Raw genomic sequence first — 18,781 nt, forward strand, 5'->3', positions numbered from 1 at the left:
GACGGACGAGTCGGCCGGACGGTCGCGTCGGAGTTTCGCTCCGACGAGGAAGGTCCGGGCTCCACCGGGCAGGGTGGTCGGTAACGCCGACCCGGGGCGACCCGCGGGAAAGTGCCACAGAGAACAGACCGCCTCCGCCTGCCGGAGGTAAGGGTGAAACGGTGGTGTAAGAGACCACCAGCGCCCCAGGTGACTGGGGCGGCTCGGCAAACCCCACCCGGAGCAAGGTCAAGAAGGGCCCGCCTCGGCGGGCCCGCGCAGGCGTTCGAGGGCGGCCCGCCCGAGGCCTGCGGGTAGACCGCTCGAGGCCGCCGGCAACGGCGGCCCTAGATGGATGACCGTCGCTCCGCGCGAGCGGAGGCACAGAACCCGGCCTACAGGCCGACTCGTCCGTCATCCACGCCCCTGATCTGGCGTGCTGCGAGAAGCCTTAGACATCCCCTGCGATGCCGGTAATGACTGCGACAATGACTGAGTCTTTGGCGAATCGACCACGCTCAACAAGGTCGAAGACGCCGTACATCATCTTTGCGCCATAGATGCGATCCAGTCGCAGGCCGTGCTTGTCGGCGAAGTCATCGATGAACGCGGTCAGTTCCGGTTTCTGCTTTGCGTATCCACCGAAGTGGTAGTCAAGCTCGATCCGCCGGCGACCGCGTTCTCGACCGTAGGCCTGCTCTTGCAGCTCTCGGACCTCTTCGTTGAGGAACCCGCCTCCCTTGAGCGCGGAGAACCCGATCGCCTCCTGTCCGACCTGGAGTCCTGCGGCAATACCGGCCAAGGTGCCACCCGTTCCCACCGGGCAGCAGATGGTGGTGAAGTGCTCGGTGATCTCTTCGGGAATCTCCGCGCATCCTCGTAGTGCCAGAGCGTTGCTTCCTCCCTCTGGCAGCAGATAGAACTCACCGAACTCATCGTGTAGCCGTTGCACGACGTCCGCCTCATGATTACGTCGGTAGGTCGTACGGTCCCAGTACGTCAGGGTCATACCATGCTCGACGGCATAGGCCAGCACAGGGTTCAACGGCTCGTGCGGCTCGCCGCGGATAACCCCGATCGTCCTGAACCCGAAGTGGTGACCGGCGGCCGAAGTCGCCCGGATGTGGTTGGAGTAGGCGCCCCCGAAGGTCAGCAGCGTCTCGTAGATCGCGCTGGGCGGCTTCGAGGTTGTACCTGAGCTTGCGCCACTTGTTCCCAGGAATCTCCGGGTTGATCAGGTCATCCCGCTTGAGCAACAGCCGTACCGAGCGATCAGCCAGCCGAGAATCCACCAGCTCCTCGACAGGCGAGGGCAAGCGAAAGGAAGCGTCTCTCTGCCTGATCCACTCGCGTTCGGTTGCCGCCATACCCCGACCGTACGCAGCGACGGAGGGGCGGGCACGATCTTTGGCCGGCGGCCTGCCGTGGGGCGGGAACCCGGGGGCATTCAAGCTGTCCGGCGACTTGGGCCGGCCTGCCCTCGGACCGGCCGACGGCGCGGGCACGCCTGGTGGTCAGTCGGCGGGCAGCCACTGGAAGTCGTCGGCGGGGGTCCGGGCCGGGGCGAGCCAGCGCAGGTAGGGGTCGGCCATGGCGACCAGGCTGTCGTCGTGCCGGCCCGCGTCGCGCAGGCTGGCACCGACCAGATAGAGGCCATTGCGCCCGGCCAACGGCCCCTGCAGGGCGGACACGGAGAGGCCGGTGGTGGCGACGAGACCGGGGGCTTCGGCGAAGACCCAGGCCACCGGGCGCCGCTGGGCGAGCTCGTCAAGCCGGCCGAGGAAGGCGGTCCGGGCGCCGGCGTTGAGGTAGCTGAGCAGGGAAGCGGTGGAGACCACGACGGGCTCGCGGCCCGGTAGGCCGTCCAGCAGCCTCGGCCAGGGCCAGTGGTCCGGGCCAGTGCTGGTGGACGTGACCGAGCCCGAGCCGGAGAGCCGCGCATCGGCGGATCTCGTTGGTCTGGGTGGACTTGGTGCGCAGCAGCCGACCGAGTTCGTCCTCGTGCTCGGCGCAGAAGCGGCGAACGCCGCGACGAGATGCTCGTCCACCGGCCGCCGGCCGCCGTGCACCGGGTAATAGGCCGCGAGCGCCGCGTCAAGGATGCGCGGCCAGGATGAGGTTCACCGCAGCGAACAGCAGGCTGGGCCGCCGCTGCTCGCTGGGCGTGCGCATGAGCATGTCGAGCAAAGCGTCATTGCCGGCTACGCCTTTGCTCAGCGTCTCGTAGACCATCGGAGCGGCCCCGGCACTGCGTGTCGGCGAAGAACTGGAACAGGCGGCGCAGCCGTCCGGCCTCTACGGCCTCATCTGTGCTCTGCCCCTCGGGCAACGAGTTCACCAACCTTGATCATGAGGACTTCAGCGCCACGACGACCTGCCAGACGATCAAGACGACCCGGCAGAGTCCATGATCAACACTACGGCACCACCACCGAGACGCTGATCACCTCGGCATGTTTACCTGTACTACCTGGCTCTGTACGCGAAGCCGTACGCCGATACCTCGCGACGGGCCATTGCGGGCAGGCAGGTGCCAGCCCGTCCGCGAATAAGGACAGGCTCCGCTCCGGAGCCGTCCGGCTCTGATCCGCGCATCCGCATGGTGCCGCACCCTTGAAGGCGGTTTGATGCCACTGCGAGGGTATCGAGGCGAGACTTCGGCTGGAGAACGGATGTTGTTCGGTGGCTGATGAATTGAGGGAAGAAATCTCTGTGCTCACCCCTCACGGAGATCCGGAGACCTGGTCCGTGGTCGCGGTTGCCGAGGATTCGGGGGAGTGGCGCGTTGAGGCGAGCGACAAGAACAGGCGGGTCTGGACAGGATCTGGAAGCGATCTGTTCGACGCGTTCAGAGCCCTTCGTGAGAACCCTGAGGCGCAGGGCTTTCGGTTCCTGGTCGTCGGCGCGAGGATCGATTCTTGGCCAACCCAGATGAGCCGTCAGATGGGCGGTGGGGCGGAACTGGTCATCAGATACAGGTCGCCGACGTTGATGCTGATCAGCAACCTCCTCGGCTATCTCCGCCTACGACTTCCGTATCGATACATATTCTCGCCGGCCCCCGCTTCAAAAGTCGGAACCGTCGCGGAACAGGATGCCTACCAGGAGGAGTGGCTGCGCCGTGCGGTCGGCTTCGCTGAACGTCGGCCGTAAGGCCGTTCCCGCCTGACGCCAGACGGGAACGGCCTTGACGCGACCGCGAGAAGCCTCACGGGCGTGATCGGACACCGAGGCTCCAGCGGGCTCCCTGGCGCGGACAAGGCCACGGCCACCCGTGGGAGTGGATGACTGCTCGGGTCAGCTCATCCGGATCATTCGCCTCGACCAGTCGCCATCCTCTCGGTGTGTACACGAGCGTCCACCAAGTCCCCGTTCTGTGGCCGAACCAGAACACCAGACCCGGGAATCGTCGACTCAGGACGGAAGCGGAGACAGAGATCACCGCGTCTCACCGGAATCAATATCCCGTCCCTTCACGTACTCTGCGATCTTTGCCGCCGCGCCTGCAGGATCACCGACCGAGTGGCGGGCCTGATCGTTCCGGCGCCATACGAACGACTCCCCGGATTGATCGATCTCGATCCATACCTTCTTGCTGATCAGGTCGCCGCGTACGGACAACGCTGGGCGCGCATCGCTCAGGCCGACGTTGACGCCGAGCTTGATGAGCTCGCGGCACAATTCCACTAATATGCCGAGATTGCGGTTGTCTGAGGTCACAGTTCCTCCTTCCTCGTGCCTCGGTATGGGACGGGGTTCCTGTCTTGGTCGCCGCCCTGTTGGTCTCAGCCTGGCCGCGAGTGGTTTCAATGACAGGGGGATAAATTAGGAGACGGATTTTCGTCATCGACTAGAGGTGGCCGTAGTGATGACCGGAGGCGGCGAGGTTCCGACCTGGGCCATCCGGCTACGCGACGAACGTAAGCGCCGGCTGTGGAGCCAGAAGACGATGGCCGTCCGCCTCGTCCGGGCGGCTGATGCCGACACACGGCGCGCCCTGCCCAGTGTCGAGAGCGTTCAGCGGTATGTACGGGGCTACGAAGCCGGTGATCACAAGCCCGGAGACCTCTATGCCCAGCTGTACTGCCGGGTCTTTGGACTGTCTCACGCGGCATTGTTCGGCGATGATCCCGCCGTCGACAGAGGAAATCCCAGTGACGCACCGACCTTGGCGGACGCGCTGGCGCTCACGTCTTGGCTCGCCGCGACGAACACAAGCCGAGACGCTATAGATCACCTACTCGAGACGACGGCGCGGCTCGCCCAGGACCATGCATGTACACCGGCAGGGCGACTTATCGCCGATGTCGTTCGGCTTCACGGTCAAGTCCAGGAGTTACTGCGATCAGGGAAGCAGCGCCTGCGGGAGACCCGCGAATTGTTTCGCGTGGACGCAGATCTCCTCGCGCACGCCTGTGTGATCCTCGGTGATCTCAACCAGGATCGAGTAGCCGAGATCTTCGGTCAGGCGGCGCTGCTTGCAGCGCAGGAAGCGGAGGCCAACGAAGCATTCGCATGGGCCGCACTGGCGAAGACGGCGCGATGGCGAAACAAGTTCGTGGAGTCGGCGGACCTGGCTCGGCGAGGATTCGAGCACAGCGCTCCATCACCCGTCCGAGCGATGTTGGCAAGCTACGAGGCCCGAGCGGCCGGCCTTCTTGGAGACGTCCGGCGAGCACGTGAGGCGCTCGCTAAAGCTGAACGGGCAGCCGATGAGCTCGCAAACCCAGGTCCGGAGACCTGTGTGTGGTCGTTTCCGCGGCCGAGGCAGGCGCTTCTGGCGATCTCCGTGTTGACTCGCATCGGTGACCCCGATGCGGCGCTTCAAGCAGTCGCCACGGCTGACGCCACGTGGGCGGCCGGAACGCCACGGTCACCCAGCCTATGGGGGCAGATCCGGGTCGGTTCGGAGATCGCCCACCTGATGAAGGGCTCGCTGGACGGTGCAGTTGAGCAGGTCGAACCTCTTTTGACACTAGAGCCGGAGTTCCGTATGGCGACAGTCACTCGGTATCTCGCAGATCTGGCAGGCCTCCTTCGACAACGGAGGTTCCTGAAGAGCCCTGCAGCCGTTAGTCTGCTCCATCAAATACGTGAGTTCAATGCTGGTGCGCTGACTGAGAACTCCGGAAGGGTGAATTGATGAGCCCATTGCCTAAGCAGATGATCGACCGGTGGCATAGTCGCTCAGAGCCCGGGCCTGGTCAGGGAGTCGCCTACTGGCATGTTCTCTTCGGCGCCGACCCTCGTGTATGCCATCAAGCTCAGTATGTTCAGGAGAGGTTGTCCCAGTTCACCGGCCTCCATATGACGCCACTACGTTGGCTGCATATGACAACCCTGGTCGTTGGTCACACCGAAGAACTCTCATCGAGCGCCTTGGCTGAGCTCGCCGATCGAGCTTCACAACGTGCGTCCGTCATCGAACCGATGCCCGTAAGCCTTCGAAAGATTATCTATCACCCGGAAGCAATCATGGTAAGGGTCGATCCCGGGGATGCCCTGCAACCGCTCGTTGAGATGCTGGAAACAGCCACGTGTGAGGTAACTGGAAAACTCAGTCTGCGCGAATCTAAGACGTGGATGCCTCATGTCACATTGTGTTACAGCACGACGAATCAACCTGCTCAGCCTTTGATCGATGCTCTTGGGTATGAACTGCCGCCGTGCAACGCCACCGTCAGCGCTGTCAGTCTTATCGTTCAAGAAGGGGCAGAACGGCGGTGGGATTGGCATCCAGTCGCAGAGGTTCGCCTTGGTCAGGCAGAATCGGTGGCATCTCGCGGCCAGAGGCCAGCCCGCTCGGCTCAGAACGCGGCGGACTAGCCCCTCCGGACGTGGGCTCACTGAAGGGACGCTGAGGAAGGTCTCATCTCGTCGGTCTCCGTGGTGGGTTCGCCGAAGCGGGCGAGGGCGAGCGTGCCGCCGACGGCGATGACGAATCCCAGCACGGCGCTCCAGGCGTATCCGTGACGGGTGCCGTCGCCGAGAAGGAGAACCCCGACCAGCGCGGGCACGACGGTCTCGGCGACGACCATCGCCGCGGTGGTCGTGGTCACCGAGCCGCGCTGCAGCGCGGTCGCGAAGAACAGGAACGCCACCAGCCCGCCGCCCGCCACGACGTACGTCGCCGGGTCTCGCAGGAGATCAAGAGGAGACAGGCTCACCAGGACCCGTGCGCCGATGGCCACCAGACCGAAGCCCAGTCCGGCGATCAGTCCGAGCACCGCAGACCTGATCGCTCCGCGAAGCCGCCCCGCTGCGACCCCGATCACGGCGATCACGGCGACACACCCGAGCAGCGCCATCCGGAACGTCAGGCTCACCGCCGCCGGGTTCTCGTGCCCGGCGGCCAGTCCCAGCAGAGCCAGGCCGATGCACACGGCCGCCACGGCGGCCCACTCTCGCACCGCCAGCCGAAAGTGCAGGACCCGGGCGGCGACCACCGCGGTCACCGCCAGGTTCCCGGCGACCATCGCCTGCACCACGAACAGCGGCAACGACCGCAGCGCGGCCAGTTCGGCGACGAAGCCCAGAAGGTCCAGGCCTGTACCGAGCAGGAACGGAAGCCGACGGACCAGGCGGACCAACAGGCGAGGGTCGACGCCCGTGCTCGTCGGCGCGGTGCGCGCCGCCAGCGCCTGCAGCACACTCGCCGTGCCGAAACACACGGCCGCGGCGATCGCCCCGAGGAGACTCCAGATCACTCCCTGAGCGTCTCTGATCAGCCTAGGGATCGCTAGTCACATTGGGGTGTTGTGACTGGGGGATCTGCCCACCGGGGTGGGGTGGCGTGGGCGTGCAGGTGGAAGCCTGCGCCCAGTGCCGCTCCTTTTGGCCGGTGCCGGCCGGCGGTGGGGGTGTTTGAGCTGATCGTGTGCACGCCCTGGTGCCGGCAGGCCGCGCGGGGCGGCTTGTGGTCCGTGTGAGCGTGTCCCTCCGGACGCTGACCCGCCGGCCTTTGGGGGCCGGGGGTGGAGGGTGCCCTGCGTCGCCTGGGCGCGGGGCGTGGGGTTCGGCGCGGGGTGGGGCCGGTCTTGGACCGGTCACCCCCGCTGGCCTTGGGAGCGGCGGTCGGGGTGATGACCGCGCCCGCTTCGAGCGTGTCGATGACGCGGCCGATGGCCATGTGGCCGGTGGCGCGGTCGACGACGGTGGTGTTGTGCTGGTGCGCCAGGCCACGGGCGGCGATGCGCCGCCACGCGCCGTGGTCACGGTCGCCCTGCCAGCCGCATTGCGGGTCGGGGCAGATCGCCCATTTCCATCCGGGTGTGGTGGGCCGGTCGGGGGCTTTGCAGTGCCGCAGTGGCAGCAGGCAGTGCGGGCAGTGCTTGGAGGTGTTGCGGGCCGGAACGGTGACGACGGCGATGCCGGTCTCGGCGGCCAGGTGCCGCATGTTGCCGGTGATCTGCCCGCGCACGGCCTGGGAGAGGCGGGTGTTGAGGGTGCGGCCCATGCCCTTGGCCTCCATCGACCGCAGATCCTCCACATAGATCACGCTCGCGCCCGCGGCGGTCGCCTGGTCCACGGCCCAGCGTGCGGCCGACCAGGCGAGTGCGTCGTTCAGGCCGGTGCGGCGGTCGGCCACGTGTTGGCGTTCGGCCGTCAGGACGGCGTGTTTGGCGGTCAGGTAGTGGCCCTCCCGGTCGCCGATGAGGCATTCGTAGGTGTCGGTTTTGGCGTGCAGGTGTTCGCCGTGGCGGCGCAGCCGGTGCTGACGGGCCATCACCCCACCAGCCCTAAACATCGCCCCCGCCCCCAGCGCGGTGATGGTCCCGTCGGGATGCAAACGGCAAGCCCCGGCACTGAGCAGAGTATTCAGCCCCCAGTCCACGCCCAGTGCGATGGTGTGCCCGGTTCGTTTGGCCTTGGGGACGGGATAGGAGAACGCCAGGTCGGCGTGCACCCTGCCACCGCCCGGCCGACTGGCGGGGCGCAGAGTGGGCAGGTGCAGCACCGAATCAGGCGGGACGGTGGGCGGCAACGTGAGAGGGCAGGCCACCCAGGACCAGTCGGCGTACGAGCGCGGATCCGGGCGGGTGGGCAACTGCACCCGCAACAGCACTCTGGCTGGGTCGTCTTCGGCGCGTTCCAAGGTGGCCTGCTGGCGGTCCACCGCGGCCAACACCAGCATCCGCGCCACGCGTGGCGCCTCCTCCAGTTCGAACACATCGACCGGAAACCGCCCATGAGCGTTGAGAAAGGCGCTGATCTGCCGGGTGCGCGCCTTGATCACGCTGCCAGACAGGGACCGGCCATCCGGGATCGCCTCACGGACGGCATCCCACTCGACCGCCATGCGCTTGGCCGGATCGGCAGGCCAGGTGTTGAGGACCCCGACGACCATCTCGGCGCGGTGCTGGGCACCACGCAGGACCCGCCCGGCCTGCTCTTGAGCCATCCGCACAATCCGGTCATTGACCTTGGCCCCCGCAGGGACGTTCACGGCCCAGCCCAAGCGGCGCAACGCCATCCACGCATTCGACGGCAAGACACGGCCCGCCTCATCCACCCCGGCCGCCAGTCGAGCCACGTCCTCGGCGTTCCAGTGCCCGGCCAGCAGGCCGGCGGTCATGTCGGCGACCAGGTCCGCGGCCCAGCCCACCCGCTCGGTCACCGCCCGCGCCGTCAGGGCCTCACCGGTCTTCTCATCCACCCCACCACACAGCAGGACCCGGGCGGACGCGGTCCGCGCCACCTGACCGGCGGCCAGCCGAAGTTTCCGGCTCATGCGACACGATCGGACGGTACGCGACCAAGCATGTACACATAGTAGCGATCCTCGTCGGTGTTCCGCTCGGTGATCCGAAAATCTGAGCGAGGTCAGCCCGTCAGGGCGTCGACTGCCCACCGGCGAACCGTCATCGAGTGCACGCCGCTTTCGTCATCTTGAGCAACCACGGCAACTCGACGCCCTCTCGTGACCGCTACGTGACATATCAGATCCTAGGAAACCTGTGAACCTACGGACGGTCCGAGCGGTGCCCGTCCCCGGGGGACGATCGATATGACTCGGCCTCCGAGACCCGCTACACGGACCGGCGCGCAAGCCGCCGTACGGCTCGGATCGCCAAGGGAAGGAGCTCAACATCGGGGACGTCCGGTTCGACTTCCTCGACGAGGACGGCCGGGACCTGACCGCTGTCCGAGCCTGCTGCTCAAGGACCTGCCGATCACTGACATCGTCGCCGGCCTGCAAGACCCGCGTGCCGACGTCCGCCACGACAGAGGTGCCGTGCGCCATCTCGCCGGTTGGAAGAGCCGACGTCACCAGAAGAGGGACATCGCCGCCATTCCCGCGCCGCTGAAGGCCCGCCCCCTCGAAACGGCCCGGGCATCCGGCGACAGGGAACAACAGGGACGCGCATCGCGGTGACTGAGCCTGGACCGGTCGAATTACCGGACCGGTCGAATTAGCGGGTGACGGTGATGGCGGTGACGATGAGGCCGTCGCGGGCGAGCCAGCGGCCGGTGAAGCCGGTCAGCGGGCGGCCGTCGACCTCCGGTGGTGTGACGGTCAGCGCGGCGGCGAACGTGCCGGCCTCGGGGTCCACGGTGATGTTCGCGCCCTCGAAGCCCAGCCAGCGGCGGGTCAGCGGGAACCATGCCTTGTAGACCGACTCCTTCGCGCTGAACAGCAGGCGGTCCCACCGTACGTCGGGTTCCGCGGCGAGCAGGCCGGTCAGCCAGGCGCGCTCTTCGGGGCGGGAGACGGCTTCCAGGACGCCGTCGGGCAGCGGGCCGTTGGGTTCGGCGTCGATGCCGATCGTCAGGAGGTCCCCGGCGCGGGCGACGGCGGACGCCCGGTAGCCGTCGCAGTGGGTCATGCTGCCCACGATCCCGGCCGGCCAGATCGGGGCGCGGCCTTCCCCTGGGAGGAGGGGCGCGGGGGCGACGCCGAGTCGTGTGAGGGCCGCCCGCGCGCAGGCCCGTACGGTGGTGAACTCCCTGCGGCGCTTGTCGACGGCGCGGGCGAGCAGCGCCTCTTCTTCGGGGAACAGGGCCGTCGCGGGCGCGTCGTCGTACGTCTCCTCGCCCACCGCTCCCGGCGGCAACAACTCCTCGATCACGACGTCGCCGGGAGGATCTGCCGTAGGGCAGGCTTCACAGGCCGCTTCTGCCACTCGCGCGGGTAGCCGACCGAGACCTCTTCGAACCGTACGCCGTCGTAGTGGGTGGTCCGCGGGATGTGCAGGTGGCCGTAGACGGCCGCGGCCGCGCGGAAGCGCACGTGCCAGTCGGCGGTGTGCACGGTTCCGCACCACTGGGCGAACACCGGGTACCGCAGGACGCGGGTGGGCTCCCGAACGAGGGGATAGTGGTTCACGAGCACGGTGGGAAGCTCCGGGTCGAGCTCCGCCAGCCGCTCTTCGGTCGCCGCCAGCCGGGCCCGGCACCAGGACTCGCGGTTCGGGTACGGGTCCGGATGCAGGAAGATCTCGTCGGTGCAGACCACGCCCTCCGCGTACGCCTGTGCGAGCGCGGCCTCCTGGGTGGCGGCGCCGGCGGGGCGGAACGTGTAGTCGTACAGCAGGAAGAGCGGTGCGATCACGGCCGGGCCGCCGGGGCCGCTCCAGACCGGGTACGGGTCCTCCGGCGTGAGCACGCCCATGCCCCGGCACAGCTCGACCAGCCGCAGGTAGCGGTCCTCGCCGCGCAGCCCGGTCGTGTCGCCGCGCGGGGTCCACAGCTCGTGGTTGCCGGGCGTCCACACGACGGTCGCGAAGCGCCGGCGCAGCGTGTCGAGCGCCCATTCGATGTCGTCGAGGTTCTCACCGACGTCGCCGGCGACGAGCAGCCAGTCGTCACCGGAGTACGGACGCAGCTCCTCCACCAGTTTCCGGTTCTCCGGGTACGCGACGTGGAGGTCGCTGATGGCGAGAAGGCGCGGTCCGTCTTCTGGCGTGGTGATCACATCGGTGATGCTACGTGGGGCCTGCCGCGGGGAACCTCGCGTTGACCGATACGGGTCAGGGCCGCGCCTGCCGGGAATACGCCCGGCCCCCGTCGGCGCGGAGACCGGGCGGCCGGGATGGGCGATCAGGTGAAGTTCACGTCGCTGCAGAAGAAGAACGCCTGGTCCATGTGCGACGCCTGCCAGATCGTGAAGACGACGTGGCGGCCCGTACGGCCCGGGGCGCTGAGGCTGTCGACGATGTAGTCGCCGCCCGGAGCGTACTTGCCGGTCTTGCGCACCAGCTCGAGGTCGCTCCAGCGCAGGGGCTGGGTGAGGGCGTTGTACCCCTGGCGGGTGACGTAGACGAGGATGTAGTCCGCGCCGTGGTGGGCCTGGTCCAGCAGGTGGACCGAGAAGGTGCTGTGGACGTCGGTCGTCTTCCACGCGCCGGGGACGTCCAGGGAGCGGTACCGGCCGCTCTCGGTCAGAGCGCCGCTGCAGAGCTGCCCGTCCGGGAGCCCGGCCTGGAAGTTACCGGCCAGGCCGTTGCGGTAGAGGCCGTTCCAGTTCCACATGGCGTTCGGGTTGTCCTGCCACGCCTGCCAGCACATGGGGTCTTCCTGCTGCATCTTGGGGTCCTGGAAGTCGCTTCCCCAGCGGAGCCAGCAGCCGTAGTTGCGGGAGGCCGGGTCGACGACCGAGCCGTGGGCGAAGGCCGCGTCGGCCCAGGGGACCAGGAAGAGCACGGCCGCGGACAGCAGCGTCAGGACGCGGAGCGCCCGGCGGGAACCTCGGTGGTGCATGCGCGTTCTCCGTCTCGAGGGGGACAGATCGGACGGTGGGAGCGCACCTGATCACGGATCCTAACCTGACAAGCAAAGTTGCTGAACTTTACGCGTGAAACTTTCACGCACATGGTTGAGCCGCGGAGGCGGGGCATGGTCACCGCCACCGCGGCCCGGTCCGTGCGCGTGGGCCCGACCCATCGGATCGTTCACGCGGGTTGGTCATAGGCACCGCCGAACTTCGCGCAGATCTCACGTGCTTCGTCCGGGTAGCGCTGGATCAGCCGGTGCAACTCGGCGATTTCCGCGTCGCGGCGGAGGTGTCCGACGACGGTCATCTCGTCGAGGATTCGCCGGAACTCTGTCAGTTCCTGGTCGTAGCTCATGTGTCCGTCCGGTGAGGGAGTGGGCGGTCTTCAGCGGTTCCCGATGACACGGCTGATCTCCCGGGCCGCTAAGGCCTTGTCCACCGCCGGGCAGATCGGCTGGCCCCAGGAGTAGAAGAACCAGTACGCGTCGCCGTCGACGATGTGGTGCTCACAGCGGATCGTCTCTGACATGACGGGCGCGTGCCGGTTGGTGGCCCGGAGGTAGGGGGTCGTGCCGTGGGGATGGTCGAGAGTGGTCTCGAATCCGGCTTGGTCGAGAGCACCTCGGAGCTCACGAAGGTGCCGGACGATTAACGCGGTGACGGTCTCCTCACCCATGGGTGTCTCCTCATCGCGCGGGGATCTTGGCCGCCTGCCGTGACGGTAAAATCACCGGGCCGCTGCGTGCGAGGAGTGTGCCCAAGTGTGGCGCGCGACTTCAGTCGAGAGCGTCGATCGCGGCGGAGATCAGTGTCCGCGCCTCCGTGCCGAAGAGCGCCATCCCGGTCAGCTCGCCGAACGCCTTCTCGTAGAGCTCCACCTCGCCGGGGGTGGTGACCGTCACCGCCGCCGACAGCAGCTCCACCGACACCCGCTCGGAGTCGAAGATGTTGAAGGCCTCCAGGGTCCAGATCCGGCGGCCGCCGTGCTCGAAGGGGATCACGCCGAGCGACACCGACGGCAGCGCCATGACGTCCAGCAGGTGGTGGAGCTGCCCGGCCATCGTGTCGGGACCACCGACCTGGTAGCGGAGGACCGCCTCCTCGACGAGCACGGCGAAGCGATGGTCGCCGTCGCGTACGACGTGCGAGCGGGCCATGCGGGCGGCCACCGCCTCCTCGACGTCGTTGGGGCTGCCATGGAAGGTCGTGATGGCCGACAGCAGCGCGCCGGCGTAGGCGGCGGTCTGGAAGAGGCCGGGCACGACCTGCGAACAGTAGACCCGGAAGTTGCGGGTCCGCTCGTACAGCGGCACGCGCGACTCCTGGAGCCGGCGCAGGCCGGTGCGCTGGAGGCGGCGCCACTCGATGTAGGCGCCCTCGACGGTCCGCAGCGAGGCCACGAGGTCGGTGGCCTCGTCGTCGGCCTTGCAGACGGTGCACCAGCGGCGGATGTCGTCGGCGGACGGCGGTCGCGTGGCGTGCTCGATCTTGGAGACCTTGGTGCGGTCCCATTCGGCGGCGGCGGCGAGCGCCTTGGCGGTCAGGCCGGCGTCGACCCTGATATCCCGCAGCCGGTCGGCGATGGCCTGGCGGGCCGCCTGGACGGACGACGACGGTGACGTCGTGGGCACGGCCGCTCTCCGCGGTGGTCGGGGCCGTTCAGGCGGGGCGATAGTCATCGTGATCGACCCCTCGCTCCCAGGCCGCCTCGAAGGCGGAGGTGCATAGCTTCACCACGTCAGGATCCTCCCAGACGTCCTGGCCGACGAATTCCCCGTCACCCGTGAAGTAGCCGAATCGGACGATCCGACCGTCGAATACCCAGAAGTCATTGCCCGGCAGGGCCAGATCCGACGCCCGCCGGCGAGGCAGCCACCGTACCTGCTCGCCGGCCGCGACGTTCAGCCCTACCGTTACGTCGTACTCGAAACGGATGAAATCCGCCAGTGGTTCCGACACGATGCGGAGGCGCCGGATCTGGACACCACGGGCGACGGTCGCGCTGACGAGGCCGAACCACTCGGGGTAGTGCTTCGGCCCGTCGATCCGCACTCCCGCCTTCCAGTCGCGGAAGACGGGGTCGGAGGGCGTGTAACTGTCCCGCATCTCCAGGTGAACGGCCGACTCGTCGCACTCGGCCAGCAGGTCACTGAATGATGGGACCTCCGGCGACATCGCACGCCTCCTTAAGGATCGGTGCCATCCGCGCCGGAAGCCGCAGGACCGTCTCGTGGTCGGGGATCGGGCCGGTCGCCAGGCACTCCCTCCGAGTATCGGGGTCGGCGGTCCAGCCTTGAATGACGATCTCGCTCTTCGCTTCGTCGACCCACACGGTGGGGCAGTTATCCCCGTTGGTACTTGGATCGATCCCCACAAACCTGAGGGGCATGGATGACCTCCTGAGCTCGGTGTTGTGCACGGAGTGCACATGAGAGATTCACGCAGAGTGATGAACCGGTCAAGAGATTGCCACGCAATCGAACCGGAGTCCAACCGATCCTCGGCGGGATCCTTATATCCCGCGGAAGACGTGTCTCCCGGCACGGGCCGCTCGGCGGAGAAAAGCGACCCTCGCCCGCGAAAGGCCGTGGGCCCCGTGGTTCGTACGAACCACGGGGCCCACGGCCTCTTCGCTGTTAGGCGTCAGCCGCCGTTGCGGTGGTCGCCGTAGGACCCCCAGCCGTCGGGGTGCTGCTCGTCGTTCTTCCGGTCGCCGTACGAGGTGCCGTACGGGCTTCTCGGGTAGGCCTGCGTCGCGTTCGCGTCGTCGGCCGGCTGCCCGGTCCCCGGGGTCCCCGGGGTCGAGGAGGCCGGGTCGTAGCCCTGCCCCGGGGTCGAGGAGGACCCGTAGTAGCCCGAGCCAGAGCCGTTGCCGTAGGACGAGCCGGACGTCGAGTAGCCGCCCGTGCTCGAATAGCCGCCGGAGGAGGTGGTGTCCTGGCCGGCCCCGTAGGAGCCGTAGGAGTCCGACGACGAACCGGTGTACCCGCCGCCGAGCGGGTCGTCCTGGCGCCCGGAGCCCGAGCCGTACGTGGAGGAGTCGCCGCCGTACGACGAGGAGCCGGTCGAACCGTAGCCGCCGTCGGAGGAGCCGGTGGAGCCGTAACCGCTGTCGGCGGAGCCGGTCGAGCCATAGCCGCTGTCGGAGGAGCCGGTGGAGCCGTAGCCGCTATCGGAGGAGCCGTAGCCGCCGTCGTAGGACGGGGTGCTGTAGCCGCCGGTCGCGTTGTAGCCGCCCGACAGGGGGTCCGACCCGTACGAGCCGGTCGAGGAGGAGCCGTAGGAGTCGCTGGAGGACCCGCTGTAGGAGTCCGACGACGAACCGCTCGAGCTGTACGAGCCCGTCGACCAGCCCCCGCTGGTGGACCCGTCCGTGGAGGAGGAGCGGTACGAGCGGTCCCCGGTGTCCAGCGGGTCGGTGAGCGGGTCGAAACCGGAGCTAGGCGCGGGGCTCGAGGAGGCCGAGCCCGTCGACGCCGCCTCGCCGCCTCCCGAGCGCTCGCGCTGGATCTTGGCGAGCAGCGCGTCGACCGACGGGACGGCGGGTCCGTCGTCGCTGCCGGCGATGGAGCCCACCGGCGACGGGGACGTCAGGGGAGAGGGCGCCGGCGGAGTGGGCGCCGCGGGGGAGCCGAAGGCCGGCCGCTCGCCGGTGTTCAGCGGGTCGTCGCCGTACCCGCTCCCCGGGTCCGTGCCGTACGGGCGGTCACCGCCGTAGGCGGGCTCGGCGGAGTAGGACGGCTCGCTCGAATACGAGGGCTCGCTCGAGTAGGGGGACGGCTCGCTCGAGTACGTGGGCGCCCCGAAGCCGCCGCTCTGGTCGGCCGAGCCGTACGCCGGGATGGCGCCGCCGGGGTCGGTCTGGCCCGTCCGCGAGGGGACGTCGAGCGCCGACGGGAGCGACGGGACGTCGAGCGGGCCGGCCGGCGTCGCCGGCGTGTCGAGCGTCGTAGGCGCGTCGTCGAGGGCCGGGACGGCCGGCTGCGGCCTGGTCTCCGGCGCCGGCGAGTTGAACGGGGCGTCCTGCGGCGGCGGGCCCGCCAGCGGCATGCCCTGGGGCGGCCCGCTCACGAGCGGCTGCGGCTGCGGAACCTGGGCCGCCTGTCCGGCGAGGGGGTCCTGCCCCCGCGCCTCGGAGGGCTGTCCGGCGTCCTGCCGCCAGGGGAACTTCGGCTTGTCGAAGGTGATGGTCGACCAGTACTCGTCGTCGTCCATGTCCTCGCTCGAGCGCGGAGGCGCCTGGGGGACCGGGGTCGGGGACGGCGGCGGCAGCTGGGCCGGGCCGGCGCCGGGGCCGGCGATGGGCGCGGCGGGCAGCTGGTGCTGCGGGGCGATGGGGGCGCCGGCCACGCGCATGTCGCTGCCGCCGTAGGCCTCCTCCTCCGACTCGCCACCACCGCGGCGGCCGCGGGATCGGCCGGCGCGGCGGCCCTGGGGCTGCTCTTCGTCGGACATCCAGTCGTCTTCGTCGCCGGAGCGGCTCGCTCTCATCCCCAGGGCAACGAGCACCCCGACGAGAATGACGACCGCGACCAGGCCGAGGACAACGATCAGACCCCACATAGCTACCACCCAACGCCATGGTCTAGCGGTCGACGCCGACGCGGAGACCTTTTCCCATGATCACCGGCACCGGGGCCCCCAAGGAGCTAGACCGATTGTTGCCGACCGCTATGACCCTTGTCATACGGTTCGCGAACATCTATCTTCACCCTACTTGCCCTGAGGCCTGCGAGCGCCGTCCGCTCGCTTCCGTACCCCTTGGCGCGAGACGCGCACCCGACGCGTCCGGCGCGCCCGCCCCTCAGGACATCACATCATCGCTCCCCGGAACGTCGCGGTCATCCGGCCGCGAGCGATCGTACGGCTGGCGATCGCCGAAAGGGTCTCGCTCAGGCTCGCGCCGTTCTTCAGCGGGACCTTCTCCTTCAGCGCATAAAGGGTAAAGCGGTATCGGTGCACCTCACCCTTCGGCGGGCAGGGCGGGGCGTACCCGACCTTGTGCGCCGTGTTCATCGACTGCTCGGAGTGCGGCGGCGTGGTGTTCTCCAGGAGTTCAGCCGCTGTCGCGTCGATGTTGAACAGCACCCAGTGGACGTACGCGCCGCTGGGGGAGTCGGGGTCGTCGATGATCAGCGCGAGGGATCCGACGCCGCTCTGCGCGACCGACCACCGCAGCGGCGGCGTCTTGGACCTGCCGCCGTACTGCGCGCACGCGAAGCGGACGGGCATCGGCGCGCCGTCACGGAAGGCCGGGCTGGTCACAGTGATCGATTCGGCCACGCTCCCCCGAATGATCTTGTTCTGCCCGAAGAGGCCGCAGCCCGTGAGCGACAGCACTCCGACGGCGGCCAGGCACACCGGCCGCCACAACCTGGTCATCATCGATACACAGCTCCCGGGGGACGATCGTACGCCGCGCCCGACCGGTGTCCGCGTATTCGCCGCATCGGGGCCGTGCGGACCCTGCGACGCGGCGCTCCTCACCCGCGGATCGGCGCCGGGCGTGCGGCTCACACTAGAGGTAATCCGGGGAGCCCACCGGAAGGCCGCTGGAGCGCGACGGGCAGGGGTGCGGAAGACATGAGGTAATTCACAGGAGAACAGTGTGGTCGGTTTGGCGTCCCGTGAAGTTCTGGCGATCTTCACGGTTCCGTCGGCCGGTATGTCCGGTTCGATGCGGTAGCTTGTGAATGGATTCACAAATCAACCGAGGAGAGCATCCCGTGGCCACGAGCCCGAATCCGAGCCGGACCACTCCCCACATCCTCATCGTCGGCGGCGGTTACGTCGGCATGTACACCGCGCTGCGCCTGCAGCGCCGACTGCGTTCGAACGAGGCGACGATCACGATCGTCGACCCGCAGTCGTTCATGACCTACCAGCCGTTCCTCCCCGAGGTGGCCGCCGGCCACCTGTCCGCGCGCCACGTCGTGGTGCCGCTGCGCCGCGTGCTGCCCAAGGCGCGCATCCTGAACGGGCGGGTCGTCTCCGTCGACCACGCCCGGCACGTCGCCACCGTGCGCCCGATCTCCGGGCCGGCGACCGAGATCTCCTACGACCACCTCGTGATGGCGCCGGGCTCGGTGTCCCGCACGCTGCCGATCCCCGGGCTCGCCGAGCACGGCATCGGGTTCAAGAACGTCGCCGAGGCCATCCACCTGCGCAACCACGTGCTCGCGCAGCTCGACATCGCCGCCTCCACCCCCGATGAGCAGGTACGCCGCAGCGCGCTCACGTTCGTCTTCGTCGGCGGCGGCTTCGCCGGCGTGGAGGCGCTGGCCGAGCTCGAGGACATGGCGCGCGGCGCCCTGACGTACTACCCGGACCTCGGCCCCGAGGACATGCGCTGGGTCCTCGTCGAGGCCAGCGGCCGGATCCTGCCCGAGGTCGGGGACACGATGGGCCGCTACACCGTCGAGGAGCTGCGCGGGCGGGGCATCGACGTACGGCTGAACACGCGGCTGACCTCCGCCGTGGACCGGCGCGTCGTGCTCGACGACGGCACCGAGTTCGACACGGGCACGCTCGTGTGGACCGCGGGGGTGAAGCCCAACCCGCTCAACCGCTCCACCGACCTGCCGCTGGACCGGCAGGGCCGCATCGTCGCCACCGAGTACCTCACCGTCCAGGGGGTCGACGACGCCTTCGTGGCCGGCGACTGCGGCGCCGTCCCGGACCTCACCCGGCCCGGGGAGTTCTGCGCGCCCAACGCCCAGCACGCCGTACGCCAGGCCAGGCGGCTCGCGGACAACATCGTGGCCACGCTCCGTGGGAAGGAGCGCAAGCCGTACCGGCACTCCTACGCCGGGTCGGTGGCCAGCCTGGGGCTCTACCGGGGCGTCGCGCACGTGTACGGCGTGAAGCTGCGCGGGTTCGCCGCCTGGTTCATGCACCGGACGTACCACCTGTCGCGGGTGCCGACGTTCAACCGCAAGGTACGGGTGGTGGCCGACTGGACGCTCGCGCTGTTCTTCCGCCGCGAGACCGTCTCCCTCGGCGGCCTTGAGCAGCCGCGCGCGGAGTTCCGGCTGGCCAGCGGGCAGGACCGCGCCGCCTGATCCTTCGTTCCCGCGTACGGCGGGCCGG

20 protein-coding genes, 1 other RNA gene and 1 pseudogene are annotated in these 18,781 nt (G+C 68.5%); 5 read left to right on the forward strand and 17 right to left on the reverse strand.

Features of this window, described 5'->3' with window-relative positions; genetic code table 11:
• The first annotated feature begins 6 nt into the window (after nt 1-6).
• Nucleotides 7-393, forward strand: an RNA gene (gene rnpB, locus ABEA24_RS22785) — RNase P RNA component class A.
• Nucleotides 394-430: 37 nt separating this feature from the next.
• Here rnpB and ABEA24_RS22790 read toward each other — a convergent pair.
• The 4 genes and pseudogenes from ABEA24_RS22790 to ABEA24_RS22800 all read right to left on the reverse strand — a co-directional run bounded on the left by ABEA24_RS22790 (nt 431) and on the right by ABEA24_RS22800 (nt 2,211).
• Nucleotides 431-1,198 (reverse strand): 1-aminocyclopropane-1-carboxylate deaminase/D-cysteine desulfhydrase, encoded by a 768-nt coding sequence (locus tag ABEA24_RS22790; protein ID WP_345433328.1) that lies wholly within the window; start codon nt 1,196-1,198, stop codon nt 431-433.
• A gap of 295 nt (nt 1,199-1,493) precedes the next feature.
• On the reverse strand, nt 1,494-1,850 hold the full coding sequence (locus ABEA24_RS22795) for a DUF2332 family protein (protein WP_486303925.1): 357 nt from the start codon (nt 1,848-1,850) through the stop codon (nt 1,494-1,496).
• Nucleotides 1,747-2,007 (reverse strand): annotated as a pseudogene (locus tag ABEA24_RS53630) (DUF2332 family protein); the annotation flags it as partial. The pseudogene ABEA24_RS53630 and the gene ABEA24_RS22795, both read right to left, overlap by 104 nt.
• A 66-nt stretch (nt 2,008-2,073) precedes the next feature.
• A complete protein-coding gene (locus ABEA24_RS22800) occupies nt 2,074-2,211 on the reverse strand; it encodes a hypothetical protein (RefSeq protein ID WP_345433010.1) in 138 nt (45 codons plus the stop codon).
• A 450-nt stretch (nt 2,212-2,661) separates the two neighbouring features.
• On the opposite strand from ABEA24_RS22800, the gene ABEA24_RS22805 reads away from it, so the two are divergent.
• Nucleotides 2,662-3,132 (forward strand): hypothetical protein, encoded by a 471-nt coding sequence (locus tag ABEA24_RS22805; RefSeq protein WP_345433011.1) that lies wholly within the window; start codon nt 2,662-2,664, stop codon nt 3,130-3,132.
• Nucleotides 3,133-3,417: 285 nt separating this feature from the next.
• On the opposite strand, the gene ABEA24_RS22810 is transcribed toward ABEA24_RS22805, so the two are convergent.
• Complete coding sequence (locus ABEA24_RS22810) at nt 3,418-3,699, reverse strand: hypothetical protein (RefSeq protein ID WP_345433012.1); 282 nt, start codon at nt 3,697-3,699, stop codon at nt 3,418-3,420.
• 148 nt (nt 3,700-3,847) lie between these two features.
• Here ABEA24_RS22810 and ABEA24_RS22815 point away from each other — a divergent pair, with 148 nt between their 5' ends.
• A complete protein-coding gene (locus tag ABEA24_RS22815) occupies nt 3,848-5,122 on the forward strand; it encodes an NsdA family TPR-like regulatory protein (RefSeq protein WP_345433013.1) in 1,275 nt (424 codons plus the stop codon).
• Between the two features lie 20 nt (nt 5,123-5,142).
• A complete protein-coding gene (locus ABEA24_RS22820) occupies nt 5,143-5,805 on the forward strand; it encodes a 2'-5' RNA ligase family protein (RefSeq protein WP_345433329.1) in 663 nt (220 codons plus the stop codon).
• Nucleotides 5,806-5,822: 17 nt separating this feature from the next.
• Here the strand turns inward: ABEA24_RS22820 and ABEA24_RS22825 are convergent, their stop codons facing one another.
• The 12 genes from ABEA24_RS22825 to ABEA24_RS22880 form a co-directional block, all read right to left on the reverse strand.
• Nucleotides 5,823-6,686 carry a DMT family protein gene (locus ABEA24_RS22825; protein ID WP_345433014.1) on the reverse strand — a complete coding sequence of 288 codons (864 nt, stop codon included), beginning with the start codon at nt 6,684-6,686 and terminating at the stop codon, nt 5,823-5,825.
• A 32-nt stretch (nt 6,687-6,718) separates the two neighbouring features.
• The gene (locus ABEA24_RS22830; protein WP_345433015.1) at nt 6,719-8,710 is read right to left on the reverse strand and encodes a zinc ribbon domain-containing protein; all 1,992 of its coding nucleotides are present in this window, start codon (nt 8,708-8,710) and stop codon (nt 6,719-6,721) included.
• Between the two features lie 682 nt (nt 8,711-9,392).
• The gene (locus ABEA24_RS22835; protein ID WP_345433016.1) at nt 9,393-10,049 is read right to left on the reverse strand and encodes a 4'-phosphopantetheinyl transferase family protein; all 657 of its coding nucleotides are present in this window, start codon (nt 10,047-10,049) and stop codon (nt 9,393-9,395) included.
• Nucleotides 10,046-10,894 carry a metallophosphoesterase family protein gene (locus ABEA24_RS22840; RefSeq protein ID WP_345433017.1) on the reverse strand — a complete coding sequence of 283 codons (849 nt, stop codon included), beginning with the start codon at nt 10,892-10,894 and terminating at the stop codon, nt 10,046-10,048. The genes ABEA24_RS22835 and ABEA24_RS22840 overlap by 4 nt, the downstream gene beginning before the upstream one ends.
• A 125-nt stretch (nt 10,895-11,019) precedes the next feature.
• Nucleotides 11,020-11,679: a lytic polysaccharide monooxygenase auxiliary activity family 9 protein gene (locus ABEA24_RS22845; RefSeq protein WP_345433018.1), complete on the reverse strand. Its 660-nt coding sequence runs from the start codon at nt 11,677-11,679 to the stop codon at nt 11,020-11,022.
• 191 nt (nt 11,680-11,870) lie between these two features.
• On the reverse strand, nt 11,871-12,047 hold the full coding sequence (locus tag ABEA24_RS22850; RefSeq protein WP_345433019.1) for a hypothetical protein: 177 nt from the start codon (nt 12,045-12,047) through the stop codon (nt 11,871-11,873).
• 30 nt (nt 12,048-12,077) lie between these two features.
• Nucleotides 12,078-12,368, reverse strand: a complete 291-nt coding sequence (locus ABEA24_RS22855; protein ID WP_345433020.1) for a hypothetical protein — start codon at nt 12,366-12,368, stop codon at nt 12,078-12,080.
• A gap of 100 nt (nt 12,369-12,468) precedes the next feature.
• Nucleotides 12,469-13,323, reverse strand: a complete 855-nt coding sequence (locus ABEA24_RS22860; RefSeq protein ID WP_345433021.1) for a DUF5753 domain-containing protein — start codon at nt 13,321-13,323, stop codon at nt 12,469-12,471.
• A 28-nt stretch (nt 13,324-13,351) separates the two neighbouring features.
• Nucleotides 13,352-13,867 carry a DUF6879 family protein gene (locus tag ABEA24_RS22865; RefSeq protein ID WP_345433022.1) on the reverse strand — a complete coding sequence of 172 codons (516 nt, stop codon included), beginning with the start codon at nt 13,865-13,867 and terminating at the stop codon, nt 13,352-13,354.
• Nucleotides 13,839-14,111, reverse strand: coding sequence for a hypothetical protein (locus ABEA24_RS22870; RefSeq protein WP_345433023.1), 273 nt, complete (start codon nt 14,109-14,111; stop codon nt 13,839-13,841). Before ABEA24_RS22870 ends, ABEA24_RS22865 begins: the two co-directional genes overlap by 29 nt.
• A 224-nt stretch (nt 14,112-14,335) precedes the next feature.
• The gene (locus tag ABEA24_RS22875; RefSeq protein WP_345433024.1) at nt 14,336-16,255 is read right to left on the reverse strand and encodes a hypothetical protein; all 1,920 of its coding nucleotides are present in this window, start codon (nt 16,253-16,255) and stop codon (nt 14,336-14,338) included.
• Between the two features lie 249 nt (nt 16,256-16,504).
• A complete protein-coding gene (locus tag ABEA24_RS22880; protein WP_345433025.1) occupies nt 16,505-17,077 on the reverse strand; it encodes a YbhB/YbcL family Raf kinase inhibitor-like protein in 573 nt (190 codons plus the stop codon).
• Between the two features lie 341 nt (nt 17,078-17,418).
• Between ABEA24_RS22880 and ABEA24_RS22885 the strand changes: the two genes are divergently transcribed.
• The gene (locus tag ABEA24_RS22885; RefSeq protein ID WP_345433026.1) at nt 17,419-18,753 is read left to right on the forward strand and encodes an NAD(P)/FAD-dependent oxidoreductase; all 1,335 of its coding nucleotides are present in this window, start codon (nt 17,419-17,421) and stop codon (nt 18,751-18,753) included.
• The last annotated feature ends 28 nt before the right edge of the window (nt 18,754-18,781 follow it).

Origin of the sequence: Actinoallomurus vinaceus (genome assembly GCF_039542055.1) — a bacterium.
Lineage (GTDB): Bacteria > Actinomycetota > Actinomycetes > Streptosporangiales > Streptosporangiaceae > Actinoallomurus > Actinoallomurus vinaceus.